Origin of the sequence: Lawsonella clevelandensis, assembly GCF_003241315.1 — a bacterium.
In the GTDB taxonomy this organism is placed as follows: Bacteria; Actinomycetota; Actinomycetes; order Mycobacteriales; family Mycobacteriaceae; genus Lawsonella; species Lawsonella clevelandensis_A.
The window spans coordinates 370062-382465 of record NZ_QFOZ01000001.1; the positions used below are offsets into that span (position 1 = coordinate 370062).

The 12404-nt window shown below is 46.9% G+C and carries 13 protein-coding genes; all 13 read left to right on the forward strand.

Going from position 1 to position 12404, the window contains the following annotated elements:
• Position 1 precedes the first annotated feature (1 nt).
• Positions 2 to 1126: a glycosyltransferase family 4 protein gene (locus DI579_RS01690; protein ID WP_290595315.1), complete on the forward strand. Its 1125-nt coding sequence runs from the start codon at positions 2 to 4 to the stop codon at positions 1124 to 1126.
• Entirely contained in the window at positions 1123 to 1770 is a 648-nt protein-coding gene (locus tag DI579_RS01695; protein WP_290595314.1) for a hypothetical protein, read from the forward strand. Before DI579_RS01690 ends, DI579_RS01695 begins: the two co-directional genes overlap by 4 nt.
• 90 nt (positions 1771 to 1860) lie before the next feature.
• The gene (gene pdxS, locus DI579_RS01700) at positions 1861 to 2754 is read left to right on the forward strand and encodes a pyridoxal 5'-phosphate synthase lyase subunit PdxS (RefSeq protein WP_290595313.1); all 894 of its coding nucleotides are present in this window, start codon (positions 1861 to 1863) and stop codon (positions 2752 to 2754) included.
• A gap of 18 nt (positions 2755 to 2772) precedes the next feature.
• The gene (gene pdxT, locus DI579_RS01705; RefSeq protein ID WP_290595312.1) at positions 2773 to 3378 is read left to right on the forward strand and encodes a pyridoxal 5'-phosphate synthase glutaminase subunit PdxT; all 606 of its coding nucleotides are present in this window, start codon (positions 2773 to 2775) and stop codon (positions 3376 to 3378) included.
• A 150-nt stretch (positions 3379 to 3528) separates the two neighbouring features.
• On the forward strand, positions 3529 to 4293 hold the full coding sequence (locus tag DI579_RS01710) for a YebC/PmpR family DNA-binding transcriptional regulator (protein WP_303678590.1): 765 nt from the start codon (positions 3529 to 3531) through the stop codon (positions 4291 to 4293).
• Between the two features lie 81 nt (positions 4294 to 4374).
• On the forward strand, positions 4375 to 4950 hold the full coding sequence (ruvC, locus tag DI579_RS01715) for a crossover junction endodeoxyribonuclease RuvC (RefSeq protein ID WP_290595310.1): 576 nt from the start codon (positions 4375 to 4377) through the stop codon (positions 4948 to 4950).
• Positions 4951 to 5550 carry a Holliday junction branch migration protein RuvA gene (gene ruvA, locus DI579_RS01720; RefSeq protein WP_290595309.1) on the forward strand — a complete coding sequence of 200 codons (600 nt, stop codon included), beginning with the start codon at positions 4951 to 4953 and terminating at the stop codon, positions 5548 to 5550.
• Between the two features lie 83 nt (positions 5551 to 5633).
• Positions 5634 to 6689 carry a Holliday junction branch migration DNA helicase RuvB gene (gene ruvB / locus DI579_RS01725; RefSeq protein WP_306558885.1) on the forward strand — a complete coding sequence of 352 codons (1056 nt, stop codon included), beginning with the start codon at positions 5634 to 5636 and terminating at the stop codon, positions 6687 to 6689.
• Positions 6690 to 6739: 50 nt separating this feature from the next.
• On the forward strand, positions 6740 to 7213 hold the full coding sequence (gene yajC, locus DI579_RS01730) for a preprotein translocase subunit YajC (RefSeq protein WP_290595307.1): 474 nt from the start codon (positions 6740 to 6742) through the stop codon (positions 7211 to 7213).
• 71 nt (positions 7214 to 7284) lie between these two features.
• Positions 7285 to 8985 (forward strand): protein translocase subunit SecD, encoded by a 1701-nt coding sequence (gene secD, locus DI579_RS01735; protein WP_303678591.1) that lies wholly within the window; start codon positions 7285 to 7287, stop codon positions 8983 to 8985.
• 2 nt (positions 8986 to 8987) lie between these two features.
• Positions 8988 to 10106, forward strand: a complete 1119-nt coding sequence (gene secF, locus DI579_RS01740; protein ID WP_303678592.1) for a protein translocase subunit SecF — start codon at positions 8988 to 8990, stop codon at positions 10104 to 10106.
• 11 nt (positions 10107 to 10117) lie between these two features.
• The gene (locus tag DI579_RS01745) at positions 10118 to 11824 is read left to right on the forward strand and encodes an ABC transporter substrate-binding protein (RefSeq protein ID WP_290595304.1); all 1707 of its coding nucleotides are present in this window, start codon (positions 10118 to 10120) and stop codon (positions 11822 to 11824) included.
• A 22-nt stretch (positions 11825 to 11846) separates the two neighbouring features.
• Positions 11847 to 12374 (forward strand): adenine phosphoribosyltransferase, encoded by a 528-nt coding sequence (locus DI579_RS01750; RefSeq protein ID WP_290595303.1) that lies wholly within the window; start codon positions 11847 to 11849, stop codon positions 12372 to 12374.
• Positions 12375 to 12404 lie beyond the last annotated feature (30 nt).

Below are 12404 nucleotides of genomic sequence, written 5' to 3' on the forward strand. Positions count from 1 at the left end.
CATGCGTATTGGTATGATCTGCCCTTATTCTTTTGATATTCCTGGCGGAGTACAAATACACATCCTTGAGATTGCGAATGAGATGATTGAACTCGGCCACCATGTCGAGGTTCTGGGGCCGGGAGAAAAAACTGACAGTGTACCGTCGTATGTCACACTGACGGGGAAAGCTATTCCTATCCCCTTCAATGGTTCAGTAGCTCGTTTGAGTTTTACCCCACAGCATTGGCGTGCCGTTCGTAAATTTATTGCTGAAGGTGACTTTGATGTAGTGCACTTACACGAACCTGCTTCACCTAGCCTCACAATGTGGGCTACATATATGGCACAGGGGCCACTTGTGAGCACATTTCATGCTTCTGGAAAACCTAGTGCTCTTGTACGAGTATTTCGATCTTTTTTAATGAAGCGGCTAGAGGGTATTAGCGGGCATATAGCCGTATCTAATATGGCTCGACGCTGGCAAATGGATGGGATTGGGGGAGATGCGGTACTGATCCCCAATGGGGTGAGAGTATCAAAATTCCGCACAGCAAAGCCCTTACCTGGGTATGAAGTGAATGATCATCCCGTATTGCTTTTCTTGGGGCGCTATGACGAACCGAGAAAAGGAATGGATGTTTTGATAGATGCACTTCCACGGGTTTATGCACAATATCCAGATGTTGAACTAATGGTTATCGGCGATGGGGATGCTGCGATATTACGGGAAAAACTTGCTGGAAAAGTGGGTACCCTCACTATCTTGGGGCATGTTTCTGATGAGGAGAAGGCGTCCGCTTTTCGTTCTGCCAGTATTTACGTTGCTCCTAATACAGGAGGAGAAAGTTTCGGAATTGTCCTGGTTGAGGCAATGTCAGCAGGTGTTCCCGTGGTAGCCAGTGATATTCCTGCTTTTACAGCGGTGCTAGATAAAGGGGCTGCTGGATGGTTGAGTTCTGTGGGGGACTCAGACATGCTAGGCAAGACAATTGTGCAAGCACTCACTGATAAGCATGAAACAACGGCAAAGGTAGTTCATGCTACAAGTGTGGTAGCGCAATATGACTGGTCAGTAGTAGCTCAGCAAGTGCTGGCCGTGTATGAAACTGTCACATTAGGTGCAGGAAAGGTGCAGCTCAAATGATTTCTTTACCAATTTGGGCTGTTATTCTTATTAGCATTGTCGCTATTGCTGTCATTATCACTGCTACCTGGGCGTATTTGACGGCACAACGACTTCACCGGCTGCATAAGCGTTGTGAACAAACTGCGATTGCTCTTGAAGGTGCGTTAGATAGACGTGCATTATCTGCGCGAATGGCGGCTCGTGAGATGAGAAGAGTCGCCGCAGATCTAACCACAGATCCGGATAAAGCCGCAGAGATCGTGACTGATGCTAATACAATTAGCCATTGTGCACATATCGTGGAATCGACGGTGTGCACGCAGTTACTTGATATGCGGGAGCGGGAGACTGTCGAAAATGATCTGACGTTGGTATTGCGGCGTTCAGATTTTTCTTATATCGGTCGTGAGTATGTCGCAGACTTACAAGAAGCAGCATTGCGAGTTAATTTGGCGCGTCGCTTTTATAACAATGCAGTTCGGGAAGCCCGCACAGTTCAGACTATGCCAATGGTGCAGTTTCTGCATTTAGCGGGGCACGCTCCAAAGCCCTACTTTTTCAATATTGTTGATCAATCGTGGCCGGATATCGATGTGCAAACGCATGATGATAGTTGGGACTCGGTAGAGTTAGAGAATTCTTCGCACGCTGAGCAAGACTGACTTATCTTCCCGCATAGTAGTTTAAGCTGTTAAGGATAGTTTTTATTCTGGTATTTCCTTTACAGGATCAGCAGAGAACAGGAGTCATTAATGACTAGTGACAATCAGACCGGTACGTATCGAGTAAAACGCGGCATGGCTGAAATGGTTAAAGGCGGCGTCATTATGGATGTCGTCAATCCAGAACAAGCACGTATCGCTGAAGATGCGGGTGCAGTTGCGGTGATGGCTCTTGAGCGTGTTCCTGCGGATATTCGTGCACAAGGTGGTGTAGCACGAATGTCGGATCCGGACATGATCGAAGGCATCAAAGATGCCGTTACTATCCCGGTGATGGCGAAGGCCCGTATTGGCCATTTCGCAGAAGCACAAGTTCTCCAAGCTATTGGGGTGGACTACATTGACGAGTCAGAGGTTCTGACTCCCGCTGATTACAGCAATCACATCAATAAGTGGAATTTCACGGTTCCTTTCGTGTGTGGAGCTACTAATTTAGGTGAAGCACTGCGACGGATAACTGAAGGTGCCGCGATGATTCGCTCTAAAGGTGAAGCTGGTACGGGTGACGTCTCCAACGCTGTTACGCATATCCGCTCTATTAATGCCAGTATTCGACGGCTACAAGCAATGGACCCGGATGAACTCTATGTTGCTGCTAAAGAACTGCAAGCTCCATACGAGCTAGTGAAAGAGGTCGCGGAAAAGGGAAAGTTGCCGGTAGTTCTTTTTACTGCTGGTGGTATTGCTACACCGGCAGATGCCGCAATGATGATGCAACTTGGTGCAGATGGTGTGTTTGTTGGTTCCGGCATTTTTAAGTCGGGGGATCCGGCAAAACGAGCTGCCGCTATCGTTAAAGCAACCAATATGTATGACGATTCTAGTGTTGTTGCTGATGTCTCGCGGAGTCTCGGTGAAGCAATGGTGGGTATTAATGTTGATGATCTTCCTGTCGATCATCGTCTTGCAGATCGCGGCTGGTAAGGATACTGATTTAGGTTTATGTCTGCTCCTCTTATCGGCGTTCTCGATATACAAGGTGCTGTCACTGAACATATTGATGCTTTTCAAGCATGTGGTGCCACAACACAGAGAGTCCGTCGGCCTAGTGATCTCCATAGTCTTGATGGACTTGTTATTCCCGGTGGAGAATCTACAACGCTCAGTAAGCTGCTAACAGTATGTGATATGTGGGAGCCAATAGCAGATTTGCTGCGGGAGGGTCTTCCTGTCTATGGTTCATGTGCTGGTATGATCCTTTTGGCTAAAGAAGTGCTGGATACGCGTCAAGATGCACGCTGCTTCGGCGCGATGGATACTACTGTCCGCCGTAATGCATTCGGACGCCAAGTGGATTCATTCGAAGCAGATTTAACAATTACTCCGCTTGGGATGAAACCGTTTAGAGGAGTTTTTATTCGAGCTCCCTGGGTTGAAAAAGTTGGGAAAGCTGTGGATATTCTCTGCACTGTGACTGATACGCACGGTAACACTAATCCCGTAGCAGTTAGGCAGGGGAATGCCTTAGCAACTTCATTCCACCCAGAGCTTGTTACAGATCTTCGTATGCACCAGTATTTTTTGTCGATTGTGCAGGGTACCATGTAGGTTCTGCACGTGTAGATTCTGCATGCTCGTTAGCTAGGCAGTACATTGTATATAGCTAATTTTAGTTTATAAGGACGTATGTGGTGCTTACAGTACGGATAAACGTATATAAAGATGTATGTACCACGTTGAGGGAAAGGACGTGACACTATGAGTGGCCACTCCAAATGGGCGACGACTAAGCATAAGAAAGCTGCAATTGATGCTAAGCGCGGCAAAATGTTCGCCAAGCTTATCAAAAATATTGAGGTAGCAGCGCGTACCGGTGGCGGAGATCCGGCTGGAAACCCTACCCTCTATGACGCCATTCAAAAGGCTAAGAAGTCTTCTGTTCCTGCAGATAACATCGACCGTGCTGTTAAGCGTGGTTCTGGTGCCGAGGCTGGGGGATCTGACTGGGAAACCATCATGTATGAGGGATACGGACCTAATGGTGTTGCTATCCTCATTGAGTGCCTTACCGATAATCGTAACCGCGCCGCAGGTGAAGTTCGCATCGCTATGTCTCGTAATGGGGGCAATATGGCAGATGCCGGTTCGGTGAGTTATCTGTTTAATCGCATTGGTGTCGTTGCTGTGGAGAAGAAAGACGGCATTAGCGAAGACGATGTTCTTATGGCGGTATTGGATGCCGGCGCAGAAGAAGTTGTCGATCAGGATACTACCTTTGAGGTAACGTGTAGTCCCTCTGACCTTGTAGAAGTTCGAAAAGCTGTCCAGGATGCTGACCTTGACTACGAGTCGGCTGAAGCTGAGTTCCGTGCTGAAGTACAAGTGCCGTTAGAGTTGGACGGTGCGCAAAAGATCGTTCGTCTCGTTGATGCTCTGGAAGAGTGCGACGATGTTCAGAACGTATACACCAATATGACAGTTTCTGATGAGGTAGCTGCAGAGTTGTATGGCGACGAAGATTAGTTTTCTTCTCGCTAGTACAGACGCTGGTACAAGAAATTGTCTCGCTTAATTTCATTCCCTTGATGAGTGAGGACGGTGGTCATGTCTCAATCGTGTGTTGTAGGTATTGACCCCGGCCTCACTCGTTGTGGTATTGGGGTAGTGTGTTTACAACAACATAGTGCAGCGATTAAGCCAGTTGCTGTAGATGTTATCCGAACTCCCATAGATACTGATATAGCGCGTCGTTTACTGGATATATCGGAGGGAGTATCCACTATTCTTGATCGTTTTCAGCCAGATGCTGTTGCTATTGAGAGAGTTTTTACCCAACATAATCGCAATACTGCAGTGGGAACTGCGATGGCAGCGGGGGTTGCTGCTATGGAAGCAGCGCGACGTGATATTCCTGTAACGTTTTACACTCCCAGTGAGGTGAAAGCGGCAGTGTCGGGTAATGGCCATGCTAATAAAGCACAGGTTACTGCTATGGTGACACGTATTCTTGGTTTAGTTGAAGAACCTCGTCCTGCTGATGCCGCAGATTCGCTCGCCATTGCTATCTGCCATTTATGGCGAAATCCGCTACAACATAAACTTCGAGAAATTCAGCCGCCTTCTTCTGTTGCGGATGCTGTTGGCGTTCTTATGACGAGAACTCGTAGCAAGGAATTTTAAGTGATTGCTTCCCTTACTGGCACTGTTACTCGCATACTGTTTGACAGCGTCATCATTGACGTTAGTGGAGTAGGTTATCGCGTCTTTGCCACCCCGGGTACACTCGCGAACCTAACGTGTGGCAGCACAGAAACATTACTGACAGAGTTGGTAGTTCGCGAAGATGATCTCACTCTTTATGGTTTTGTTGATGGCAACGAACAAGATCTTTTCATTCTTCTACAAAAAACGTCTGGTATAGGGCCAAAGATGGCGCTATCAATTCTTTCTGTTTTTACTCCTGAAGATTTATGTAGAGCATTGTCACAAGAGGATATTGCACTACTTCAAAAAGTTCCCGGTGTTGGTAAAAAAGTCGCGCAACGTCTAGTTGTTGAACTAAAAGATAAAGTTGATGCTGTCGCTGTACAACCGACCGGTGTAGAGGGAACACCGACTACTTCAAGTGTTGCAGTAGAAGTGGAAGAAGCTCTTACCGGTCTAGGCTTCTCTGCACGTGAAGCAGAAAATGCCATTTCTAGTATTCTTAAACAGCAAACAGATGCAGATACTTCCACTGTTTTGCGAAAAGCCTTAGCGTATTTGGGAGCACGGTCATGATCGAATTTACAGATGATGATTTTGTTTCTGCGCGGCGAGGACTGTTGGGGGATGAGTCTGCCTCATCTGCCTCCGAAGAAAATGTGCTTGCTGGGACAGTACTGCGGGGAGAGAATGAGGAGCTAACCCTTCGCCCTACTGATCTCACAACTTTTATTGGGCAAGAGAGAGTCCGAGAACAACTTGATTTAGTGCTTAGTGGTGCCCGTAGTAGGGGAGTAGTTCCAGATCATATTCTCTTCAGCGGTCCTCCCGGCCTTGGCAAAACATCACTGGCCATGATTATTGCAAAAGAAATGGGGACTACTTTACGTAGTACGTCTGGACCGGCCCTTGAACGACCTGGCGATCTTGCATCGATACTCTCCAATTTGCAGGAGGGGGACATTCTGTTTATTGACGAGATTCATCGTATTTCACGTCAAGCAGAAGAGATTCTCTACCAGGCAATGGAGGATTTTCGTATCGATGTCATGGTCGGGAAAGGACCTGGCGCTACATCTATTCCTCTGAGTCTTGCACCTTTTACCCTGGTAGGAGCGACAACTCGGGCGGGGCTACTCACTAGTCCACTACGAGATCGTTTTGGATATACCGGGTATGTAGATTTTTACGAGGTTGAAGAACTAGAAGAAATTATTGACAGATCCGCGAAAATTCTCGACATCGATATTGCTCCCAGTGGTGCAGCAGAAATAGCATCGCGTTCACGAGGTACTCCGAGAATTGCGAATCGGTTGCTTCGACGAGTTCGAGATTACGCAGATGTTCGCTCGAAAGGACGTATTGACCGGAAGGTCGCGCGCGCTGCACTGTCAGTTTATGATGTGGACGATCTTGGACTTGATCGTCTAGATAAAGCGGTCTTAGAGACCATTATTCGCATGTACAATGGTGGACCTGTGGGGCTTTCTACTATCGCTGTAGCAGTTGGTGAAGAACCGAATACTATTGAGGAAGTGTGTGAGCCTTTCCTTGTACGAACAAGCATGTTGGCTCGAACTCCGCGAGGGCGAGTTGCGACTGCACGTGCCTGGGAACACTTGGGGTTAACTCCACCGTCTAGCACCTCAGCTACGGGAAAAACTCACAATACCAATCAAGCTGGGTTATTTTCAGATAACACTGGCACACTGTAATGGTGAAAGAATAATAGATAAGCGCATTGCGCTAGTGGGAAGGAAACCATATGGCTGGTTCAATAATGCTCATCGTTCTCGTTATTGCGATGATCGTCTTCATGCTGCTCGGGTCTCGTAAGCAGAAGAAGATGATGGAACAGCGTTACAGTATGCTGTCAGAGCTTCTTCCGGGTGATGAAGTATCCACTACTGCCGGTGTATATGGCACTGTAGTAAAAGTTTCTGATACGAAGATCGATCTTATGATCGCCGATGGAGTTGTTACGACGTGGGATCTGAACTCCGTACGCGGAAAAGTCGAAGATACTAAGAGCGATCTCGATGAGGAATTAGAAACAGCTGCCCACAGCGATAGTAAAGATGCCGATAAGCAGGAAGCTGCGCCTCAGCAGATTACTGAAAATAAACAAGAGGAAATGAATAATCTGATCATTCCTGATACGCCTGAAGGTCTAGACGGTATAGACGGGAAAGATTCAGATCATCCGAAGGACACTTCCACCGAGGATTCGGATAATTAAGCAAATGGCCGTAGTCTGGAAAAGCTAACGGCTTTTCTGGCTTAAACGTTACTTAAAGGAGTCCGACGACAGTGGCTGCTAACCACACGACCGCGACGCCATCGTCGAAGAAATCTACTCAGTATATTCTGTTGAGCGTCTTCGCGATCCTCGTGATTTTGATGTATTGCCTTATTTTCTGTACCGGTGGTGGTAAAGGCGCACCTAAACTTGGTATCGATTTACAAGGTGGTACCCGGGTTACCCTTACTCCTTCCGGTAATCCTTCTGATGATCAGTTGAAGCAAGCTCAGACGATTCTTATGAACCGTGTTAACGGTATGGGCGTTTCCGGTGCTGAAGTGCAGATTGATGGTGATGGCGATAACCTCGTCATTACTGTTCCTGGATCGAGTGCTGAAGATGCACGTAACCTTGGTACTACAGCTAAGCTTGTCGTGCGTCCAGTGATGGAAGCTCTCGGCCCTGACAACACTCAGGTGGATCAGCAGCCAAAAGTTAAAGATAAGTCAGATGAAACATCTGTCGATGTCCGTAAACGTGAAATAGAAGCACTGCGAGAATTCCGACAAGCACCCCTTAATGGTGAAGATGGGAAACCTCTTGCCGCGGATCAACAGTTGCGCATTTTGCGTGAAAATGCGTCGAAGATGACATGTCAGAAAGCTGACCGATTTGCCGGTAATGATGATCCTTCGCGTCCGCTCGTCACGTGTGATTCGCAAGGACAGAAATATATTTTAGGTCCTGCTCCTCTCATTGATCCGAATAATCCGAACGGATCACGTCTTGATGGATCTTTTATCAAAGCTGATACGGTCGAGGGTGGATTTAACAATCAACAGGGACATACATACGTATCCTTCTCTTTCAAAGGTAAAGGAGTTGATACGTGGGCACGTGTCACTAGCACATACACCGGTAAACAAGTAGCTATGGTGCTGGATTCTAACGTTGTTTCTGCACCGTCCATTCAAGAACCGATTAAAAACGGTAATACGCAAATTACTGGTCCGTTTAATACAGACGAAGCTGTCTCTTTGGCAAATAACCTGAAATATGGTGCTCTACCACTGAATTTCTCTTCACCAGATGGAACTCCTGGCGGTAAAGTTGACACGATTCCGGCTACTCTCGGTATTGCATCCCTGAATGCGGGTCTTATCTCTGGTTTAGTCGGTCTCGTCCTCGTTGCTATCTTTGCTCTTGCGGTCTATCGTGCTTTGGGCGTCGTCACCATAATTTCCTTGGTTGCTACTGGCGCTATGGTGTACGGAAGTTTGGTTTTACTAGGACGCTGGATTGGTTACACACTTGATTTGTCTGGTGTAGCTGGTCTTATTATCGGTATTGGTACTACAGCAGACTCCTTCGTCGTCTTCTTTGAACGTATTAAAGATGAGATCCGTGAAGGTCGATCCTTCCGCTCAGCAGTTCCGCGTGGCTGGGCGAAAGCACGTCGTACTATTGTCACTGGTAACGCCGTCACGTTCATTGCAGCGATCGTTTTGTACACTCTTGCAGTTGGTGAGGTTCGCGGATTCGCGTTCACCACTGGTTTGACTACTATCTTCGATATTTTGATCGTCTTTATTGTCACTTCGCCACTGGTGCTACTTGCTTCGCATCTGAAGTTTATGTCGAATCCACGCTTCAACGGTTTGGGCAAGCTGCAGGAGATTACTGCAGAGCGTCGTGCTGCCGCTGCCCGATTAGTTGAAGAAAGGCGCACCGCCCCGGTTGCTGAAGCTGCTACTGGAGAGGAGAAGTAAACATGGCAGAGAATCTTGCTCCGATCGATGTTGACGCTGAGCAATTTGATGAAGCTTATGGTTCATCAAATGATCCTGCAAAACAACGTCACTCCGGACTCACCCGTCTCTACACTGGTACTGGCGCCTTTGACATTGTCGGTAAGCGTAAAAATTGGTATATCGCCAGTGGTGTTATTCTTGCCATCGCTATTCTCTCTATCATTATTCGAGGATTTAGCTTTGGGGTAGATTTCACCGGTGGTTCGAAACTTAATATGCCGGCGGGCTCAAAGAATATTGAGACATCACAAGTAGAGCAGGTCTTTACAGATACTCTGGGTTTTGAGCCTTCTAATGTTTCTATCGTGGGGTCGGGATCTGGCCGCATGGTGGAAATCCAGTCACGGCACCTCGATAATGGTCAAGTTGCGCAGATTAAGATGAAGCTGGGGGAGGAGTTCAAACCTGAAGACTCTTCTGGACGTTCTGGTGCTTCTGCAATTGGAGACTCGACCGTGTCTAATACATGGGGAACGACAGTAACGAAAAAAGCTCTCTTAGCTTTGGTCGTCTTCCTCGTTGTTGTTGGTCTGTATATCGCCCTTCGTTTTGAACGGGACATGGCACTAGCCTCATTAGCATCGCTAGTTTTCTGTACATTTACTACCGCCGGTGTGTATTCCCTCATCGGGTTCGAAGTAACACCAGCAACGATTATTGGCCTTCTCACAATTCTCGCCTTCTCCATCTACGACACCGTCGTTGTGTTCGATAAGGTACAAGAGAATGCTGAGGCGGCTCTTCACCATAAGCGACATACTTATGGAGAAGGTGCAAACCTGGCGATTAACCAAACTATTATGCGATCAATCAACACGACGATCATTTCTATTCTTCCCATTATTTCATTGATGGTTGTTGCGGTGTGGATGCTGGGTGTCGGTACATTACAGGACCTAGCTCTTATTCAGCTTGTTGGTGTTATCACGGGTACGTACGCATCCGTCTTCTTGGCTACTCCTCTTGTGGTTGATATCAAGAAACGCTTTAGTAAGGATGTCCAGGAACACGATAAGTCTGTTATAGAGTTACGCACATCAGAAAGTACTACTAAAACTGTCAAAGCAGCTGCTGACTAAGGTGCAATCACATGCGTAATTCGGTACTTCAGCGTATTGGAATTACTAGTATTGCTTGTCTACTATCGATCGTATTTTCTGGTTGCACACTGGGGAATCAACGTAGTGATGTAGTTGGTTACGGTCTTGATGGTCCCGTTATCGATTACAACACTTCCACTGTGGCTGGTTACACAGGAGGAAGTCTAGCTGCATTCCCGCGCGTTAATACGGGATTCTCGTATGTTGACGGCATGGGGAATAGACTTGCCGACACAGAGTTTGGAACCGTACAGGTTAAACTGGGAAAACCGACTCGTGTCGACATGTCTATCAATGAGCATGCTCAATTTTCTGATGGCCAGCCCATAACATGTGACGATATCTTATTGAGCTGGTTAGCTCGGCGTCCTCAAAAAAATAATCTTTTTCACGCTATGTCGATGCCAGGGCTTTCCGAAATCTCGACTATTACGTGTGATCCTCACTCTAAACACGCAAAGATAGTTTTTCGGTCTGAACAATTACCTCGTGATTGGCTCGCCTTATTCGGAGCTGGGTCTATCATGCCGTGGCATATCGTGTCAGAAAAAACGGGTGTACACGATATACGGAAGCTTCTGAGCGACAAGAATAGTAAAGAACTCCATCGAGTTGCTGATTTCTGGAACCATGGATGGCGTCTAGACCATTCCCCCTTAGATCTTGATCGGTTCGTCTCTTCAGGCCCCTATAAAATTGCCAATGTAGGGGATGATGGAACAATTACCTTGGAACGTAACGATAAATGGTGGGGCGACCCAGCTCGAGTTTCTAAAATTATCATTTATTCCACACGAGCTAATCTTAAACAGCAGATTCGTGATGGACACGTTCGCGTAGCAGATATCTCCTCTGAAGACACTAATCCGCCAACACCTGAAGAATCTACGAGTGCAGTAATTTCTTCAGAAAATATCATGCAGCTGCGTCTTTCGACGCATGGTGTTTTTTCAAATGTGCAGAGAAGACGTGCATTTTTGAGGTGCATTCCACTAGAGAAAATCACTGCATACATTGCGCGAAATAATGAGGTAACGACTACTCATTCCGAGGAAGTTCATAGCCATATACCTGCTGCCATTGTGCCTTTGGACAATGAGCCAGTTGCTCAACAGATATCGTCCTGGACTACGTTGGATCGTCGGCCTTCCAGTACGCGACCACCACGGCGACAACGTGTGAATGTTGTTTATCCCGCAGGATCTTCACATGCACAGCACATTATTAAATTGGTGTCGGAGGACTGTAAAAGTAGCGGTTTCTCTGTGGTAGGAGTTCCGACCGAAGTCTACACCGGAGAGATTCTTTCCTCTTCCCATGCGCAAGCGGCTCTTTTTGGCACAGCAGGAGCTGTTGGCCCGGGTGGTTCATTCGATAGTGCAAGTGGCCTTGTTGGATTAAGTCCGTATAGATTACCTGATTTCACTAGTGGTGATGCACGCGGTCTCTTTGCTACTGTTAGACGCCTCAATAATCTACAAGGTGAAACAATGCCAATTCAGCAAGATGGTAGTGATCGCTATGTAGAATTTGCCCATTCTGTTGCTCATTTCCAGCAGTATGTCTATGACATGGGGTATGCCATTCCTCTCTACGTACAGTTACGATGGCAATTTGTCAGAAATGATTTACAGGGAGTGACGCAAGGACGATCTGCAGCAAGTGTGGGATGGAATATGGATCGTTGGGGAATATAAGAAAATGGAAAGAGTGGTTCCAATGACATCCGATCTAGGGAAACAGATCCACAGTACAATTCGCTGGGTTCCTGATTTTCCGCAAGATGGTATTCATTTTGCTGATCTAACTCCGGTATTAGTTGATCCGACTATCTTTAATGGCATCATGCACCAGATGGCAGAGTGGGCAGGTGACGCAGATATTATTGCGGGACTAGATGCACGCGGTTTTTTGATTGCTGCGGGAGTAGCTGCTCTTAATAATGTGGGAGTTTTAGCGTTAAGAAAGGCTGGTAAGCTTCCTCCTCCTGTCTACCATGTAGATTATGGATTGGAATATGGTGAGGCAGCTCTAGAAATCCCTGCTGAAGGTCTTGATATAGAAGGCAAACATATTTTCGTTGTTGATGATGTCCTTGCTACCGGAGGTACCTCTCAAGCAGCATTTGAACTCATCGATATAGCTGGGGGAGTAGTGACTGGTTTCGCAACCATTCTAGAATTAGCAGATCTGGGTGGTAGGAATAATCTTCCAGATCTTCCTATATTTTCGATTACAACAGCGTAGCATCACACTTGTGTAATGTGTAATTAGCAA